Below are 17624 nucleotides of genomic sequence, written 5' to 3' on the forward strand. Positions count from 1 at the left end.
CGCGACAAGCGGTCCAGTACTGGACGTCAGCCGCGCAGGGCCTGGACCGCGGCCTCCAGCCGCTTGCCGAAGTCACCGTCGGCCTGACGGAAGTTGTTCACCGCGCGCTCGACGATGTCGTCGCGCGAGACACCGGAGAGGGCGCCGGCCAGGTTGTCGATCAGCCGCCCCTTCTCCTCCTCCGTCATCAGCCGGTAGAGGTTGCCCGCCTGGACGAAGTCGTTGTCCTCGGCGTGCGACGGAGCCTCGGTCTCGCCGGTGACACCGGAGACCGCGACCGGCTGCCACAGCGCGCGGTCCGTCTGGAACGGGCCGCCGAAGCTGTTCGGCTCGTAGTTCTTCGCACCCTTGTGGCGGCCGTCGTACAGGAAGCCGTCACGGGAGTGGGTGCGCGCCTCGGTGGCGTGCGGGCGGTTCACCGGGAGGTGGTCGGCGTTGATGCCGACGCGGTAGCGGTGGGCGTCGCCGTACGCGAAGAGGCGGCCCTGGAGCATCTTGTCCGGGGACGGGCCGATGCCGGGCACGAAGTGCGACGGGGAGAAGATCGACTGCTCGACCTCGGCGAAGACGTTCTCCGGGTTGCGGTTCAGCTCCAGCTTGCCGAACTCGATGACCGGGTAGTCCGCGTGCGGCCACACCTTGGTCAGGTCGAACGGGTTGAAGCGGTACTTCGCCGCCTCGGCGACGGGCATGATCTGCACGCCGACGGTCCAGGACGGGAACTCGCCCCGCTCGATCGCCTGACGCAGGTCGCGCTGGTGCGAGTCGGGGTCCGCACCGGCGAGCTTGTCCGCCTCGGCCTGGGTCAGGGTCTTGATGCCCTGGTCCGTCTTGAAGTGGTACTTCACCCAGAAGGCTTCGCCGGCCTCGTTGCTCCACTGGTAGGTGTGCGAGCCGAAGCCGTCCATGTGCCGGTACGACGCGGGGATGCCGCGGTCGCCGAAGAGCCAGGTCACCTGGTGCGTCGACTCCGGCGACAGACCCCAGAAGTCCCAGACGTTGTCCGCCTCCTGGCTGCCCGTGTACGGGTCGCGCTTCTGGGTGTGGATGAAGTCGGGGAACTTGATGGCGTCCTTGATGAAGAACACCGGGGTGTTGTTGCCGACGAGGTCGTAGTTGCCCTCTTCGGTGTAGAACTTCAGCGCGAAGCCGCGCGGGTCCCGGACGGCGTCCGGCGCGCCCAGGTTGCCGGCCACGGTGGAGAAGCGGAGGAAGGTCTCCGTCTCCTTGCCCACCTCGGAGAGGAACTTCGCGCGGGTGTACGGGGTGACGTCGGCAGTGACGGTGAAGGTGCCGTACGCGCCGGCGCCGCGGGCGTGCACGACGCGCTCCGGGATGCGCTCCCGGTTGAAGTGGGCCAGCTTCTCCAGCAGGAGCTGGTCCTGGACGAGCACGGGGCCGCCGACGCCCGCGGTCTCGCTGTTCTGGTTGTCGGCCACCGGTGCACCGGCTTCCGTAGTGAGCGGTCCCTGAGTCACGTACGCCTCCTGCGCCAATCCTGCAAAACCTGTCCCTTGGCTAATGCCATTTTCGATCCTACAATAGACAATGTCTAAGTCAAGCACGGCTCCAAAGTCACACCTGTTCGGGACCTGGTCCCCCTAGCTGCTAGGCTGGTCGTATGAGTGACCTACTGGAACGGCTGCGCGGTCGTGGCTGGCGCATGACCGCGCAACGGCGCGTCGTGGCCGAGGTCCTCGACGGCGAACACGTCCATCTGACGGCCGACGAGGTGCACGCCAGGGCCGTGGGCAGGCTCCCGGAGATCTCCCGGGCGACGGTCTACAACACCCTGGGCGAGCTGGTCTCGCTCGGTGAGGTGTTGGAGGTCGCGACGGACAAGCGCGCCAAGCGCTACGACCCGAACGCGCACACGCCGCACCACCACCTGGTCTGCGCCCAGTGCGGCGCGATCCGCGACGTCCACCCGACGGGCAACCCGATGGCCGACCTCCCCGACTCGGAACGCTTCGGCTTCACCGTCTCGGACGTCGAGGTGACCTACCGCGGCACCTGCCCGAACTGCGCGGCGGCATAGGCCCCACCAGCACGCACGAAGCCCCGGCACCATCGGTGCCGGGGCTTCGTCATGACCGCGGCCAGGGCTTCGCCCCGTGCTCGCCGTGAACGCACCGAGGGCCGGAACCCTTTCGGATTCCGGCCCTCGGCCTTCAGTAGCGGGGACAGGATTTGAACCTGCGACCTCTGGGTTATGAGCCCAGCGAGCTACCGAGCTGCTCCACCCCGCGTCGATGAATGGAACATTACGTCACCCCCACGACGAGAAGCAAATCGCTTCCGCCCCGGCGTCCCGCCCGGACAGGTTTCAGGCCGACAGCTCCTGCCGCAGGGCGTCCCGCAGCCGGGCCGCCCGCTCGCCCACCTCCGCCGGGCCCAGCGACACCGCCCGGTCCGCCCAGCGCTGCCCCTCCGCCAGCTCCCCCCGTCGCGCACAGACGAGCGCCAGCCGCAGCGCGGCCCGTCCGTGACCGGCGTCGGCCGCGCGGCGCCACCACACGACGGCCTCGGGCTCGCTGCCCTCGCGGGCCAGCAGCAGGCCCAGGTTGAACGCGCCGTTGCGGGACCCGGCCTCGGCCGCCTCCCGGTACCACCGCGCCGCCTCCACCACGTCACCCCGAGCGGCGGCGAGCATGCCGACCCGCACCTGGGCCCGGCGGTGGCTCTGCGAGGCCGCCCGCTCGTACCACTCCTCGCACTCCGACTTCTCCTGCGCCGGCTCGCCCAGCTCGTGCGCGGGCGCGGGCGGCCGACGCGCGTCCAGCACCGTCGCCAGCCGGTACGCGGCCTCCGCGCTGCCGCCCCCCGCCGCGCACCGAAGGAACCGCTCCGCCTCGCGCTCGTCCCCGGCACGCAGACGGGCCATGCCGACCTGTAGCGCCGCCTCCGTGTGCCCGGCGGCCGCGGCCCGCTCGTACCAGCGCAGCGCCGTCCGCTCCGCGCCCCGACCCGCGTGCAGGATCCCGAGGTTGAAGGCGGCGTCCACACTGCCCGCCTCGGCCGCCTTGGAGAACCACGGCTCGGCGCCGGTCTCGTCCCCGCCGCGCAGCAGCAGGATGGCGAGCGCGTTGGACGCCTCCCGGTGCCCGGCGTACGCGGCCCGGCGATACCACTGCTCGGCCTGCGCGGTGCGGCCCTGCTCGGCGCAGAGCAGGCCGAGGTTGTACGCCCCGTTGTCGTCCCCGGCGTCCATCGCGGCCCGGTACCAGCGTTCGGCGGTCTGGGTCTCGCCGCGCTCGGCGTGCAGCGCGCCCAGGGCGTTGGCGGCGTTGCCGTCGCCGTCCTGGGCGGCGCGCAGCCACCACACGGCGGCGCTCTCGGTGTCCCCGGCGTCCCGCAGCAGGAAGCCCAGCGCGCAGGCCGCACGGGCCTCGCCCTCCTTGGCGGAGGTGAGGTACCAGCGGCCGGCCTCCTTCAGTTCGCCCCGCTTCTCCAGGATCGTCCCGAGGTGCAGCGCGGCCCGCCGGTGACCGCGCGCCGCGGCCTGCCGGTACCACTGCTCGACCTCCTCGCCGGCGGCGGCCGCGTCCACGCCGTCGCGGTCCGGCCCGGCGCCGCGGTCCAGCGTCCGCGCCAGCCGGTACGCCGCCTCCCGGTGCCCGCGCTCGGCCGCGGCCCGCATCCAGCGCCCGGCCCCGGCTTCGTCGCCGCGGTGCTCCAGCAGGTCGGCGAGGGCATAGGCGCCCAGGACGTGGCCCTGCTCGGCGGACTGGCACAGCCAGTACTCCGCGGCGGGCTCGTCCCCGCGCTCGCGGAAGTGCCGCCCCAGCGCGTGTGCGGCGGCCGCGGATCCGGCCACCGCGGCGATCCGCCACCAGCCCGCGGCCTCGTCGGCGTATCCGCGCTGGTGCAGCAGAACGCCGAGGTTGTTCGCGGCCGCCCGGTCACCGGCCGCCGTGGCGGCCCGCAGCTGCGACTCGGCTCCGTCGAAGTCGCCCCGGCGCAGCAGCATCGCGCCGAGCATGCTCATCGCCTCGACGTCACCGCCGTCGACGGCCAGCCGCAGGCGTACTTCCTCCGCGGCCTCGTCGGCGGCCTCCTGGGCCTCGTCCGTGGCCTCCTCCTGACCGGACGGCTGCGCAAAACGCCCTGTCCCGAACAGATTTGCCATGTCCCCCATAACGTTCATCGTCGCACCACCCGCCGCCTTGGTACATCCGGTATACCGCAGCCAGTGAGGTCACTTCAGCGTTTTGTCGACATGCCCACAGGACGACAAGTCAAACACAGAACGGCCCAACTCCCCCTGGCGGCGCGGCCGTCGTGCCCACCGGCACATGCGTTCGCACACCAGAAAAGGCCCGGATCCCTTGTGGGATCCGGGCCTTCGAGGTCGTGTGCGCATGGCCCACGATTTCAGTAGCGGGGACAGGATTTGAACCTGCGACCTCTGGGTTATGAGCCCAGCGAGCTACCGAGCTGCTCCACCCCGCGCCGTTGTGTTCACAACCCTAGCACGGCGCGGGATGGGCTTTGACCAGCTCGAACGCCGGCCGGCAGCGGCACCGCCACCGGGTGTCAGCCGGTGTCCGAGCCTCCGCCGGCCTCCTTGCTCGGGGAGGCGCTGGGACTGGCCTTGTCGTCGCCGTTCTTGTCCCCGGCGCCCTGGTCCGCCTCGGCCTGCGCGTCCTCGGCGCGTTGCAGCGCCTTCTCCAGGTCCTTCTGCGCCTCGGCGTACGCGGCCAGGTCCTTCTCCTCCAGCGCCTTCTGGCCGGCGTCGAAGGCCTCCTGCGCGTCACCGAGCGCTTCCCGGACCGTCGGGTTGGTGGACGTCGGCGGCGGCTCCGTCGTGTCCTGGCCGGGGTCCTCGCCGGTGTCCTCCGGTGGCTCCGGTTCGGCCGCCTGCGCTCCGAAGACCTTGTTGAGCGCTTCGTCGAGCGTGTTCTCGAAGGCCGTGTTGCCGCCGTAGCTCACCAGCACCTTGCGCAGCAAGGGGTACTTGAGATCGCCACCGCGGACGTAGACCGGCTCGACGTACAGCAATCCGCCGTCGAGCGGGACGGTCAGCAGATTGCCGTACTCGACCTCCGAGTCGCCGCCTCTCAGCAGCCTGATGGACTCGGCGATGTCCTGTTCGGAGTTGAACTGGCTCTGGACCTGTTTGGGTCCGTCGACGGTGGTGCTGGTCGGCAGTTTCAGGATTCTGATCTTGCCGTAGTCGCTCGTGCCCGCCTCGGCGTCGACCGACATGAACGCGCTCAGGTTGTCACGTCCGTTGGGCGTGAACGTCGTCGTCAGCGAGAACGCCTGCTGTTTCTGGTCGGGCATCTTCATGCTCAGGTAGTACGGCGGCACCGCGTCCCCCGACTTGTTGGTCGGGTCGTCCGGGACCTGCCACACCTCGCTGCCGCTGAGGAACGTGTTGGCGTCCTTCACGTGGTAGCGCGTGAGCAGCTCGCGCTGGACCTTGAACAGGTCCTGCGGGTAGCGCAGATGCGCCATCAGCTCGCCGGAGATCTCGCTCTTGTCCTTCACCGTGTCCGGGAACGCCTTCATCCAGGTCTTCAGGACCGGATCCTTGGTGTCCCACTGGTAGAGCTTCACGTCACCGCTGTACGCGTCGACGGTCGCCTTCACGGAGTTGCGGATGTAGTTGACCTGGTTCTGCTGGGCCACTACCGCGCGCTGGTCGTTGGCCGCGGTCAGCGAGTCCGCCGTGGTGTCGCCGAGCGTCGTACGGGAGGCGTACGGATAGCCGTTCGTCGTGGTGTACGCGTCGACGATCCACTGGATGCGGCCGTCCACCACCGCCGGGTAGGCGTCGCCGTCGATGGTCAGCCACGGGGCGACCGCCTCGACGCGTTCCTTGGGCGTGCGGTTGTAGAGGATCTTCGAACCCTCGCCGATCGCACCGGAGTACAGGATCTGCGGCTCGCTGAACGCCGCGGCGTACGCCGCGCGGTTGATCGGGTTGGACAGGTCGACCCCGCCGTCCCCCTTGTAGCTGAAGGTCTTCTCCCCGGTGTCGTCGGAGTAGTCGATCTCCTTCTGGGGACCGCCGACGATCGAGTAGGTGGTGGTCTTCTCGCCGTAGTAGATCCGCTGCTCGTACTTTCCGAGGTCGCCCTCGGAGGGCAGGTCGGACTCGGTGAAGACCGGGCGGCCCTCGGAGTCGACCTGGGTGCCCTTGGCCGCGACCGCGCCGTAGCCGTGGGTGTAGCGGAAGTGGTTGTTGATCCAGTTCTTCTTCGGGATGCCGGCCAGGTTCAGCTCGCGCAGACCGATGACCGTGTCCTGGTCCTTGCCGTCCTTGGCGTAGCGGTCGACGTCCAGGTTGGTCGGGAACGCGTAGTAGTTACGCATCTGCTGGAGCTGCTGGAAGGTCGGCGAGATGATGTTCGGGTCCATGATCCGGATGGACGCGGCACCGTCCGCGTCGTCCCGGAGCTTGGTCTTGTCCTTCGTCTCGCTCCTGCCCGCGTACTCGGAGACCTCGGTCCCCTCGATCCCGTAGGCGTCGCGCGTGGCCGCCAGGTTCTTCTCGACGTACGGCGCTTCCTTGGCCTGCTCGTTCGGCTGGACCTGGAACTTCTGGACCAGCGCCGGGTACAGGCCGCCGATGAGGATGGCGGAGAGGACCATCAGGCCGAAGCCGATGACGGGCAGCTGCCAGGTGCGCCGCCACAGGGTGGCGAAGAACAGCAGCGCGCAGATGACGGCGATGCAGAACAGGATGGTCTTGGCCGGCAGGTAGGCGTTGGCGTCGACGTACCTGAGACCGGTCCAGTTGTCGGTCGCCTTGAAGTCGCTGGACTTCACCGCGAGCCCGTACCGGTCGAGCCAGTAGGCGACCGCCTTGAGGGCGACGAAGACACCGAGGAGCACCGACAGGTGGCCGGTGGCGGCGGCCGTGGCACGCGCGCCCGGGCTGGTGACCCGGAGCCCGCCGTACAGGTAGTGCGTGAGCGCGGCGGCGATCACCGAGATGATCACTGCCGCGAAGCCGAAGCCGAGCAGGAACCGGTACCAGGGCAGGTCGAAGGCGTAGAAGGAGACGTCCAGCTTGAACTGGGGGTCCTTCTGCCCGAAGGGCACGCCGTTGACCCACATCAGCCAGGTCCGCCACTGGCCGGACGCCGAGGCGCCGGCGATCAGGCCCACCAGCGCGGTGATGCCGAGCAGCAGCCACTTCTTGTACGGGGCGATGCCCATCCGATACCGGTCGAGGTTCTGCTGCTCCATCGACATGGCGCTGAGCGGCGGGCGCAGGCGGTGGGCCAACCAGATGTTGAACCCGACGGCGAGCGCCATCAGCAGGCCGAAGACGAAGAAGAGCCCGATCTTGGTCCACAGGGTCGTCGTGAACACCGACGAGTAGTTGACCGACCGGTACCAGAGCCAGTCCGTCCAGAACCCCGCGAACATGGTGAACGCCATGAGGAGCACGGCGAGGACACCAAGTGTCAGCAGCAGGGTTCGGACACGCCGGGACGGGCGGCCCACTCTGATCCGCGGCCCCGACGGGGGGCCTCCGCCGCGGTCCGGCATCTGGAAAGCCAAGGTGCGCACCTCGAAGTTCGCTGTTGATCCGTCAGGCCCTCGGGTTCGCGGGCCCCCCGTGCGCCCCCGTGATCGCGGGCCCACACTTATGCAACTTACTCATCGTTTACTCGGTTCCCGATTCGGGCCAGTAACGAGGCAGGATTGTGACCATGTCCAATACCCCCATGGCTGCGAGCCCCCTCACCCGGGCCGTACTCGAGATCGACGAGTACGTCTCCGGGCTCGGCTGGGACCAGCCCGCACGCCTCTTTGCACTTGTCGACACCGCGCGGCTGAGGACCGATCAGCCCTCACTCGCGGACCGGCTCGGCCTTCAGGACGAACCGGACACTTCCGGCCTGACCCCGATCGAGCAGGACGAGATTCCAACGGACCAGCCGCTCGACGAGTTCCTGGGCACCATCGCCTGGCCCGACGCGGTGGTCGGCTGCGCGCTCGCCGTGGAACGCCTGATGCTGCCGCCGTCCGCCGAGGCCCAGGTTCCGGAGGGCCTGAACGAGGCGAGGCTGGCGCGGTGGGTGGCGGAGCACCCGGACCGTCAGGAGGTCCGCATGACGGTCGCGGTGCTGCGCGACGGTGCCCGCGACTCGGCCCTGCGGCTGCGCGAGAAAGACACGGCCACCGAGGTACTCACCGGTTCCGACCTGGTGCCGGGTCTGGCCCAGGCGCTGACGGCGACCTTCGCCGAGTAGCCGCGCCCGCCCTCCCGACGGCTATCCCTTCGCACACTCGGGCAGGTCGGAGGTCTTCCCGGAGCGGATGTCGCTCAGCGCGCCGAGGGCGTCGTCGATGGTGTCCACCTTCACGAGGGTGAGCCCGTCGGGGACGTCCGCGGCGGCGGTCGCGCAGTTGTCGGCGGGCGTCAGGAAGTACTGGGCGCCCTTGTCGCGCGCGCCGATGGTCTTCATGCTGATGCCGCCGATGGGACCGACCTTGCCGGTGTCGTCGATCGTCCCGGTGCCGGCGACGAAGCTGCCGCCGGTGAGGTCGCCCGGCGTGAGCTTGTCGTAGATGCCGAGGGCGAACATCAGCCCGGCGCTCGGACCGCCGACGTCGGCCAGCTTGATGTCGATGGAGAACGGGAACGTGTGGTCGGTCCCGGCCGAGATCCCGACGATGGCCCGCTTCTCACCCTTGTCGTCGGAGGTCTCGGTGGTGATCTTGACCTTCTCCGTCTTCGTGGGCGTCCGGCGCTCCTTCTCCGCGTCGGCCTGCTCGTCGGCGGGCACGATCGTGAAGACGACGTCCTCCCCGGGCTTGTGCTTGGTCACCAGCTCGGAGACGTCGGTGGGCTTCTTGACCTCCGTACCGTCCACGGCCATGATCACGTCACCGGCGTGCAGCCTGCCCTGCGACGGGGAGTCCTTGACGACCGTGGAGACGACCACCCAGGACTTCACCGGGACGTCGAGCGCCTCCAGGGCGGCGACCTTCGCGCTCTCCTGGGACTGGCTGAACTCCTCGGCGTTCTCCTGGGTGGCCTCTTCCTCGGTCTTGCCGTCCGGGTAGATCGTGTCGTGGGGCACCACGCTGTTGTCGTGCGCCAGCCAGCCGTAGACCGCCTCCACGAGGTTCATCTTGTACTCGGCGCTGGTGACCCGGACGGTGGTCATGTTCAGGTGACCGCTCGCCTCGTAGGTCTTGCGGCCGGAGATCTGCAGCACCGGCTCGCCGTCGTGGTCCCCGAGGGTGTTCACCGTCGGCCCGGGTGACATCTCCGAGTAGGGCACGGGGATGAACACACCCGCGCACAGGATCGCGATCAGCATCAGGGTGGAGGCGAGCATCGTCGCGGTGCGGCGTGGCATGGCACGACAGTACGGGACGCGGCTGTCGGAACACCGTCAGGGCGGGCCCCGTCAGGCACCGGTGCGGGGCTTCTCCATGGCCTCGCGGAACCGGGCGTACCCGTCCAGTTCGGGACCGTCGCTGCGGGCCTTGCGGGTGCGGTTGGCCCAACTGCCCCACAGCCCGGCGCCGACGGCGGCCACAAGCGGAATCAGCAACCAGGCAAGCGCTGCCATGCCCGACCTCCCAGCCCCATGAACGTCCGCTACTGACTGATCAGCAGATTAACCATCCGCAGTGACAACGCTCACGCCGGGGGGCGGGTTACGCAACCGGAGCCATGAGGGGGGTAAGGGCCGGGCCGGGAGGGGGGCCGGCGGCGCCCCTCAGCAGGCGCCCACCCACTCCTCGGTGCCGTCGGAGAACGTCTGGTGCTTCCAGATCGGCACCTCGTGCTTCAGGTCGTCGATCAGCTTCCGGCAGGCGTCGAAGGCCTCACCCCGGTGCGGGCAGGACACGGCGACGACCACGGCGAGATCCCCGACCTCCAGGTCCCCCACGCGGTGGACGGCCGCGAGCGCCCGTACGGGGTACTCGGCGACGACCTTCTCGGCGATCCGGCGCATCTCGGCCTCGGCGCTGGGGTGGCACGAGTACCCGAGCCGGTCGACGTCGGTGCCCCCGTCGTGGTTGCGGACGGTCCCCACGAACAGCGCGGTCCCGCCGGCCGCGTCGTCCCCGACGGCCCGGAAGACCTCGTCCACGGACAGGGGCGTCTCCCGGACACCGATCAGCTTGACGGGGTCCGCTGCGGCCAGCTCACCGGGGTGGTCTTTGGTTGCCATACGACCATCGTGCCGCACTCCGCGGACGGCGCGGAATAGCGTGATCGCCCGGCACGCGCGCGTACCGCGTTGGAGCGTCCTACAGGGGTGGCGTCCACCGCGGGCGCCGGATGCGGCCGCCCGCGCGGGGGCCGGGTACGTCAGATGCGGCGCCGCGCCTTGCGGGCCCGCCGTACCACCGCCGCCGCGCCCAGCAGCGCCACCGTCGCGCCCGCGGCTCCGGCGGCCGTCGCGTCCTTGCGGCCGAGGCGCCGCCCCGCGACGGTGTGCCGTCCGGAGACCTCGTCCAGCAGCTCCGAGAGCACCTCCTCGTTGGTGTACTTCGGCCGCCATCCGGCGTCGTGCAGCCGGCTGCCGCTCACCACCCAGGGGTACATCGTGTACGCCAGGTCACCGGCCGGGGAGGGCGTCAGTCCGATCCGGTGCAGCCTGGCCGCCGCGCCGAGGGCGACCGCGGACGGCAGCTCCATGCGCCGGATGCCGCTCAGCTCCTCGACCTCCTCCTGCTCCAGCCAGCCGTCGCACCCCACGGCCAGCTCGCCGTCGGCCTTCTCCAGGACGGCGTACTCCAGGGCGCTGCACAGGTCGTCGACGTGGCAGAACTGCCAGGCCGGCCGCGAACCGGCCACCACAAGGAGCCGGGGCGACTCGAAATACCTGGTCAGCGCGGTGTCCATGCCTCCGACCAGTACCGCGGGCCGGACGACGGTCACGTTGAGTCCGGGGTGCGCCCGCGGGGCGCGCCGGGCCAGCCGTTCGATCTCCAGCAGGTCCCCGACGCCCGTGGCCTCGGCCGTGGCGCGCAGCTCGGCGTCCTCCGACAGCGGCAGCTCGTTGTCGGGGAGGGCGCCGTAGACCATCGCCGAGGTGCAGAGCACGACCCGGTGCACGCCGGCCGCCGCGGCGGCGGTCAGGACGGTCTGCGTCCCCCGGACGTTGTAAGCCGTCCGGGCGGCCGCGTCGGTCTCCAGGTCGAGGTCGAGCGCCAGGTGCACCACGACGTCCGCACCACGGAGTTTCTCCGCGATGGCGGGGTCCCGCACGTCCAGGATCTGCCACCGCGCCGCCTCGCACTCGCCGCGTCGTTCGTCGATGGCCACGACCTGTCTGACCTCGTCGGACGCGGCCAGCCGCGCGGTGAGCAGCGCCCCGACCCCGGACGCGGCACCGGTGACCGCGACCACGGGTCCGCGCGCGCCGGGGCGGGGGGAACTGGTTGACTGGTTTCGCGCTGCGCGAACCTGCGGATCTGGGGAACTCACCGGGCGTCTCCAGCGGTTGTCTTCAGTACGAGCGCGAGCGACGCGTGCGTACCAGGTGGCATCCATCCTGCCGCAGGCCGTCAGTCGGCGAAGCACCGAGGCCCGAACCGCCCCGGGTGTCTACGCTGGGTGGTGAAGTCGGGCAGCCGTGCCGCCGGAAAGAACCGGCGGCCCTACCAGCCGAGGAACCCCGTGAGTGACACCCCATTCGGATTCGGCCTTCCGCCGGAGGAGCCGGACGACGGCGACGAGGGCAAGAAGAAGGACCAGCAGAGCGGCGGTGGTCAGGGACCGGCCAACCCGTTCGGATTCGGGATGCCCGGAGCCGGTGGCCTGGGTGGCCCCGGTGCGGACAACCCGTTCGCTGCCATGTTCGGTTCCATGAACCCCAACGACCTGGGCGCCGCCTTCCAGCAGCTGGGCCAGATGCTCTCCTACGAGGGCGGCCCGGTGAACTGGGACATGGCCAAGCAGATCGCCCGCCAGACGGTCTCCCAGGGCACGCCGGACGGCCGCAAGGACGCCAGCGTCGGTCCCGCCGAGCGCAATGCCGTCCAGGAGGCCGTACGCCTGGCCGACCTGTGGCTGGACGACGCGACGGCCCTGCCGTCCGGCTCGGGCACCGCCGTGGCCTGGAGCCGTGCGGAGTGGGTCGAGGCGACCCTGCCGGCCTGGCGCGAGCTGGTCGACCCGGTCGCCGAGCGCGTCGGCAACGCCATGGGCGACGTGCTGCCCGAGGAGATGCAGGCCATGGCCGGCCCGCTGATCGGCATGATGCGGTCCATGGGCGGCGCCATGTTCGGCACGCAGATCGGTCAGGCCGTCGGCGTGCTCGCCGGCGAGGTCGTCGGCTCGACCGACGTGGGCCTGCCCCTCGGCCCGGCCGGCAAGGCCGCGCTGCTGCCGGCCAACATCGAGGCCTTCGGACAGGACCTCGGCGTGCCCCAGGAGGAGGTGCGGCTGTACCTCGCCCTGCGCGAGGCCGCCCACCAGCGCCTCTTCGCCCACGTGCCGTGGCTGCGCTCGCACCTGTTCGGCGCCGTCGACGGGTACGCCCGTGGCATCAAGGTCGACACCGCCAAGCTGGAGGACGTGGTCGGCCAGTTCGACCCGCAGAACCCCGAGCAGCTGCAGGAGGCGCTCCAGCAGGGCATGTTCCAGCCGGAGGACACGCCGGAGCAGAAGGCGGCCCTGGCCCGGCTGGAGACGGCCCTGGCGCTCGTCGAGGGCTGGGTGGACGCGGTGGTGCACGCCGCCGCGAAGCCCAGGCTGTCCTCGGCCGACGCGCTGCGCGAGACGCTGCGCCGCCGTCGCGCCTCGGGCGGCCCGGCGGAGCAGACCTTCGCCACGCTGATCGGTCTGGAGCTGCGCCCGCGCCGGCTGCGGGACGCGTCCCGCCTGTGGGCCTCCCTCACGGACGCGCACGGCGTCGACGGCCGGGACGGCCTGTGGGCCCACCCGGACATGCTGCCGACCGCCGACGACCTCAACGACCCGGACGGCTTCGTCCACCGCGAGCAGCTCGACTTCTCCGAGCTGGACAAGATGCTCGGCGAGGCGGCCGGCAAGACCGACCTGAAGAAGGACGCGCCGGGCCAGGACGAGAAGGGCCGGGACGAGGGCGACGGGAAGGCCGAGGGCAAGGGCGACGGCACCGAGTGAGCCTCCATGACGACGCGGTCCTGGTCCTGAAGGACCACCAGGGCCAGGACGAACTGCGTCAGGTCTACCTGGACCATCTGGCCGCCCACCCGGACGGCGTGTGGAAGGCCTGCGGGGACGGGCACATCACGGCGAGCGCGCTGGTGATCGACCCCTCGCGCGGGCGGGTTCTGCTGACCCTGCACAAGAAGCTGCGGATGTGGCTCCAGATGGGCGGCCACTGCGAACCCGTCGACGCGACGCTGGCGCGGGCGGCCCTGCGCGAGGCCACCGAGGAGTCGGGCATCGACGGCCTGGCCCTGGCCCCCGGCGGCCCGGTGCGGCTGGACCGGCACCACACGCCCTGCGCCTGGCACCTCGACGTCCAGTACGCGGCGGTGGCCCCGGCCGGGGCCGTGGAGGCGATCAGCGACGAGTCCCTCGACCTGCGCTGGTTCCCGTACGCGGAGGTCGCGGACGTCGCCGACGACTCGGTGGTCCGTCTGCTGGACGCGACGCTCGCGCGGATCTGAGCCGTGCGGGACGTACGGGGGCGGCCGCCACGGCCGTGGTCACCTCAGCCGTAAGGGGTGACCGCCGGGCGACCACCCCTTACCGCACGCACCGCGCGCTCAGCTCCAGACGTTGCCCTGGTTCTGCCCGCGCGCGCCCTGCTGGCCCATGCCGTACTGGGCGGCGAGGCCGGAGCCGACCTGGGCGTTCTGCGGCGGCAGCAGCTCACTGGGCTGGACGAGCGCGAAACCGCTGCCCATGAAGCTCAGCTCCCAGCCCTCTCCGGTGTTGCCGCGGCGCCGCCACACCCCCGAGGAGTGTGTCTGGGCCTGCATCTGCACCCGCAGGCCGGTGGACCAGGCGACGATCGCGTCGGCGTCGCAGTTGACGTACTTGTCCGGCGTCACCTGCATGAACAGGGGCACGCCCGAGGTCATCAGGGCGACCTTGCCGCGGCCCGTGATGTTGAGCTGGTACTTCCCCGAGCCGGAGATGCCGTAGAGGCTGTCCACGGCGATGACCTCGTGGTGCAGGGACGAGTCCATGGCCAGCACGTAGCTGCTGTCGACGGTCAGACCGTCCTGGTCGACGTCGACCACGTGGACGCACTGGGCGAGGTTGGCGAAGAACACCGTGCCCTGCCCGTGGCAGCGCATCAGGTCCAGGCCCTCACCGGTGTGCGCACGCGCGCGTGACTGGTTGTTGCTCTGGTACTCGGCGTCGAACTCGACGAGACCCTGGTAGGCGACCATCGTTCCCTTGCGGGCGAGCACGTCGTCGTGGCCCTGAAGGGCGACACGGAGCATGTGCTTGTTCTGCAGGCTCCAGGCTTCCTGGGTCTGCTGGTCGTTGTAGGCGAAAATCGGGCTCTGCATGATGGTGGCTCCCCCTCAGCCCCGGGCCCGGAGGCGGTCGGTGCTGTCCTCGCTGGGCTGGACGACGACGATGCCCTGACCGGAGAAGGCCATCTGGAAGGCCTCGCCGCTGCCGCGGCCGATCAGCGACTGCGCCTTGAAGCTGCGCTTGCCCTTCACCTTGAGGTTCGGGGACCAGGCGACCAGGGCGTCCGGGTCGACGTACGTCTCGTCCTCGCCGCCGCCGCAGTCGACCACGATCGGCTTGCCCCGTGAGGTGAGCGCGACCCAGCCCTGCCCGGAGATCTTGGTGTTCCACAGGCCCTGCCCGGCGAACTTCGCCAGGCCCTTGACCCGCTCCACGCCCCACGTCAGGTGGGCGTCGAAGGCGAGGAGGTTGGTGGCGTTGACGGAGATCCCGTCGCCGTTGAGGTTGATCACGACGACGTTGGCGCCGTAGTCGGCGAGGTAGAGCAGTCCGTCGCCGGAGCACTTCATGAGGGGCGCGCCCTCGCCGGTCATCCAGTCCTTGGCGATCTGGCGGACGGCCGGGGGATTGGGCTCGTACTGTACGAAGCCCTCGTAGGCGACCATCGAGCCCACGCGCGCGAGGAGGTCGTTTCCGGTCTGCATGGCGACCTTCAGCATGTGGTTGCCGTGGTTCTCCATGCGAGCGGTGACGGGTGCGGGGGCGTAGCCCGCGAGCGGCTGGTTCATCTCGGGCTCTCCCTCAGATCTCGTACGGCTGGACGACGACGAAGCTGCCGGGCGCCGCCCGGAACTGGAGGTTGACGCTCTCGCCGGTGTCGCCCGCGTAGGAGTTGCGGCGCATCCGCACCTGGCTGGAGACGACCACCTGGGCGGCGGCGGACCACGCGACCACCGCGTTGCAGTCGGCGAACGTCGTGGGCGTGACCGGCAGCACGACGGGCACACCACGCGTCTTGACGACGACCGTGCCGGTGCCCTGGAACTGCATGGTGAACAGCGCGCCACCGGGGATGCCGTGCCCCTCGATGCGGCGGACCTCGTACTGGAGGCTCTCGTCGAAGGCCAGGACGTTCTCCGCCGAGACGCACACGGCGTTGCCCTGGAGCTCGATGGGGTGCAGCATCGCGGAGTTGTCCGCGAGGAACACCTGTCCCTTGCCGGTGCAGCGCATGAGCTGCATCTCCTGGCCGGTCGCGTTGCCCACGACCCGCCCGGCGAACCCGGCGCCCTTGTAGCTGAAGTCGACCTTGCCCTGGTAGAGCACCATGCTGCCCTGGCGCGCCAGCACCGGCTGGCCCTCGGCGCCGAGGTCGACGCGGACCAGCTTCTTGTTCTGCTGGGTCCAGCGCTGCCCGGTCGCCGTCTCGCGGAACTGCTGGAGCGCCGCGGTGACGCCGGCACCCTGCGGCGCACCCGAGGGCACTCCCTGGGGTGCGCCGTGGGGGGCCTGCTGGCCGTAGCCCGGAGGCGGGGTGGGCTGGCCGTAGCCGGGGGGCGGGGGCGGCTGGCCGTAACCGGGCGGCGCGGTCGGTTGTCCGTAGCCGGGGGGCGGGGGCGGGGCCTGGGGGGCTTGAGGTGCCTGGGGCTGGCCGTAGCCGGGGGGCAGGGGTGCCGACTGGCCGGGGACCTGGCCGTGCGGGGCGGGCGCCGGGGCCGGTGGCGGTACCGGGGCGCCGCCGGGCGGCGTGTGCATGGGCGCGACGATGGTCTGCGCGGCGTGCACGTCCGGGGCGGGAGCCTGCGGCGGGGTGGCGGCGGGCGGAGGGGCGAAGCCCTGCGGCGCGGGCTGCGCGGGCGCGGGCGCCGGCGCGGGTGCGGCGGGTGCGCCGAAGGCCGGCGGGGCCGAGGCCTGGGCGGGCGGGGCGAAGCCGGGGGCGGCGCCGGTCTGCGGCTGCTGTGCCTGCGGCTCGGGTGCCTCCTCCTCGGCCACCTCGCCGCCGAAGTTGCGCAGCAGCGCGTCCAGCCCGCCGTCGAAGCCCTGGCCGACGGCAGCGAAGCGCCACACGTCCTTCAGATAGAAGTCGCCCAGCATCACCGCGCGCTCGGTGGAGAACTCGGAGCCGTTGAACGGGTACCGGGCCACCTCCTCGCCGCCCGCGACGATGCGGATGTAACCGGGCCCCACCTGCGACATCTGTCCCGCGCCGTCGATCGTCGCCGTGAAGGACAGCTTCTGGACGCCCTGCGGGATCCTGTCGAGGGTGACCCGGAAGGACTCCGTGTCACCCGCCTGCGCACCCAGGAGCTGGATGGACTCCTCGGGGGTCTTCGGTTGGTTGAAGAACACGAAGTACCGGTCGTCCGACAACCGCTCCTCGGCGTCGAGGCCGAAGCAGCTGATGTCGAAGCTCAGTCCGGGGCCGGAGATCTGCACGCCTACGTACAGATCCGTGCCCGCGGTGAGGTCACTGATCCTGGCCTTGTGGCCGCGTTGAAATTCCCTGGCCATGCGTGTCGACCGTCCCCCATCCGAATGCGAGTGCGTCGCGACAGGCTAACGGCAAAGGCCGACACCGGAGGAAGTCGGTACAGACCCGGTACGAAACCCGTGCGCCGCCGTGTCGGAGGCCCCCGCCGGGGGTCTGGCTACTCGTTGCGGGCGCCGGGCACGTGCGGCAGCCGCTCCGCGGCGACCACCCCCTCCAGGTAGCCCCGCGCCCGCTCGGTGCGCGGATACGCCTCCAGCAGCCGCCAGAACCGGGGCCCGTGGCCGGGGACGAGCAGGTGCGCCAGTTCGTGGAGCAGGACGTAGTCGACGACGTACTCGGGCATGCCCTGGAGGCGGTGTGACAACCGGATGCTTCCCTCGGAGGGGGTGCAGGAGCCCCAACGGGTGTTCTGGTTGGTGACCCAGCGGACCGAGGTGGGCCGGGCCCGCCCCTGGAAGTACTGGTCCGACAGCCGCTGCGCGCGCTCGGCCAGCTCGGTGTCGCCGAGGACCCGCTTGGCCTCCTGGGCGGCCAGCTTGTCCAGCATCACGCTCACCCAGCGTTGCTCCTCCGCCTCGGACATCCGGGCGGGGATCAGCACGACGGTGCGATCGCCTTCGCGGTACGCGGAGACCGTCCGGCGGCGCCGGGTGCTCCTGCGGACCTCGATCGCGCTCGTCCCCGAGCCGTTCGGCGGCGGATTCGTGGGCGTGCGCTGGGGCGCCCCGGCACGGTGCAGTGGGTCGGCGGACACGCCACGACGTTACCCGCTGCACACGG

15 protein-coding genes and 2 tRNA genes are annotated in these 17624 nt (G+C 70.8%); 4 read left to right on the top strand and 13 right to left on the bottom strand.

The window, feature by feature from the left end; translation table 11 throughout:
* Positions 1-26 precede the first annotated feature (26 nt).
* The gene (locus ACZ67M_RS12650; RefSeq protein ID WP_361351913.1) at positions 27-1478 is read right to left on the bottom strand and encodes a catalase; all 1452 of its coding nucleotides are present in this window, start codon (positions 1476-1478) and stop codon (positions 27-29) included.
* A 143-nt stretch (positions 1479-1621) separates the two neighbouring features.
* Here ACZ67M_RS12650 and ACZ67M_RS12655 point away from each other — a divergent pair, with 143 nt between their 5' ends.
* The gene (locus tag ACZ67M_RS12655) at positions 1622-2038 is read left to right on the top strand and encodes a Fur family transcriptional regulator (protein WP_125491922.1); all 417 of its coding nucleotides are present in this window, start codon (positions 1622-1624) and stop codon (positions 2036-2038) included.
* Positions 2039-2175: 137 nt separating this feature from the next.
* Here ACZ67M_RS12655 and ACZ67M_RS12660 read toward each other — a convergent pair.
* From ACZ67M_RS12660 to ACZ67M_RS12675, 4 genes are all read right to left on the bottom strand, one after another.
* Positions 2176-2249, bottom strand: a tRNA-Met gene (locus tag ACZ67M_RS12660).
* A gap of 77 nt (positions 2250-2326) precedes the next feature.
* Positions 2327-4138, bottom strand: coding sequence for a tetratricopeptide repeat protein (locus ACZ67M_RS12665; protein ID WP_392234748.1), 1812 nt, complete (start codon positions 4136-4138; stop codon positions 2327-2329).
* Between the two features lie 240 nt (positions 4139-4378).
* Positions 4379-4452 (bottom strand) — tRNA-Met (locus ACZ67M_RS12670).
* A gap of 84 nt (positions 4453-4536) precedes the next feature.
* A complete protein-coding gene (locus ACZ67M_RS12675) occupies positions 4537-7506 on the bottom strand; it encodes a UPF0182 family membrane protein (RefSeq protein WP_361353585.1) in 2970 nt (989 codons plus the stop codon).
* Positions 7507-7670: 164 nt separating this feature from the next.
* On the opposite strand from ACZ67M_RS12675, the gene ACZ67M_RS12680 reads away from it, so the two are divergent.
* Positions 7671-8213: a PPA1309 family protein gene (locus tag ACZ67M_RS12680; RefSeq protein WP_361351919.1), complete on the top strand. Its 543-nt coding sequence runs from the start codon at positions 7671-7673 to the stop codon at positions 8211-8213.
* 21 nt (positions 8214-8234) lie between these two features.
* On the opposite strand, the gene ACZ67M_RS12685 is transcribed toward ACZ67M_RS12680, so the two are convergent.
* The 4 genes from ACZ67M_RS12685 to ACZ67M_RS12700 form a co-directional block, all read right to left on the bottom strand.
* Positions 8235-9329: a YlbL family protein gene (locus ACZ67M_RS12685; protein WP_361351922.1), complete on the bottom strand. Its 1095-nt coding sequence runs from the start codon at positions 9327-9329 to the stop codon at positions 8235-8237.
* 51 nt (positions 9330-9380) lie between these two features.
* Positions 9381-9545 carry a hypothetical protein gene (locus tag ACZ67M_RS12690; protein ID WP_007444545.1) on the bottom strand — a complete coding sequence of 55 codons (165 nt, stop codon included), beginning with the start codon at positions 9543-9545 and terminating at the stop codon, positions 9381-9383.
* A 150-nt stretch (positions 9546-9695) separates the two neighbouring features.
* Positions 9696-10154 (bottom strand): molybdenum cofactor biosynthesis protein MoaE, encoded by a 459-nt coding sequence (locus tag ACZ67M_RS12695; protein ID WP_361351925.1) that lies wholly within the window; start codon positions 10152-10154, stop codon positions 9696-9698.
* Between the two features lie 140 nt (positions 10155-10294).
* Positions 10295-11416, bottom strand: coding sequence for an SDR family oxidoreductase (locus ACZ67M_RS12700; protein WP_307015027.1), 1122 nt, complete (start codon positions 11414-11416; stop codon positions 10295-10297).
* A gap of 192 nt (positions 11417-11608) precedes the next feature.
* Here ACZ67M_RS12700 and ACZ67M_RS12705 point away from each other — a divergent pair, with 192 nt between their 5' ends.
* The gene (locus ACZ67M_RS12705) at positions 11609-13078 is read left to right on the top strand and encodes a zinc-dependent metalloprotease (protein ID WP_469850835.1); all 1470 of its coding nucleotides are present in this window, start codon (positions 11609-11611) and stop codon (positions 13076-13078) included.
* Positions 13075-13590, top strand: coding sequence for an NUDIX hydrolase (locus tag ACZ67M_RS12710; RefSeq protein WP_385798060.1), 516 nt, complete (start codon positions 13075-13077; stop codon positions 13588-13590). Before ACZ67M_RS12705 ends, ACZ67M_RS12710 begins: the two co-directional genes overlap by 4 nt.
* A 99-nt stretch (positions 13591-13689) precedes the next feature.
* Here the strand turns inward: ACZ67M_RS12710 and ACZ67M_RS12715 are convergent, their stop codons facing one another.
* From ACZ67M_RS12715 to ACZ67M_RS12730, 4 genes are all read right to left on the bottom strand, one after another.
* On the bottom strand, positions 13690-14445 hold the full coding sequence (locus ACZ67M_RS12715) for an AIM24 family protein (RefSeq protein WP_392010536.1): 756 nt from the start codon (positions 14443-14445) through the stop codon (positions 13690-13692).
* Positions 14446-14460: 15 nt separating this feature from the next.
* Complete coding sequence (locus ACZ67M_RS12720) at positions 14461-15141, bottom strand: AIM24 family protein (protein ID WP_114529063.1); 681 nt, start codon at positions 15139-15141, stop codon at positions 14461-14463.
* Positions 15142-15154: 13 nt separating this feature from the next.
* Entirely contained in the window at positions 15155-16864 is a 1710-nt protein-coding gene (locus tag ACZ67M_RS12725; RefSeq protein WP_469850838.1) for a TerD family protein, read from the bottom strand.
* A gap of 137 nt (positions 16865-17001) precedes the next feature.
* Complete coding sequence (locus tag ACZ67M_RS12730) at positions 17002-17598, bottom strand: M48 metallopeptidase family protein (protein ID WP_385798054.1); 597 nt, start codon at positions 17596-17598, stop codon at positions 17002-17004.
* Positions 17599-17624: the final 26 nt, after the last annotated feature.

The sequence above is a fragment of the Streptomyces sp. NPDC107500 genome, assembly GCF_055582785.1.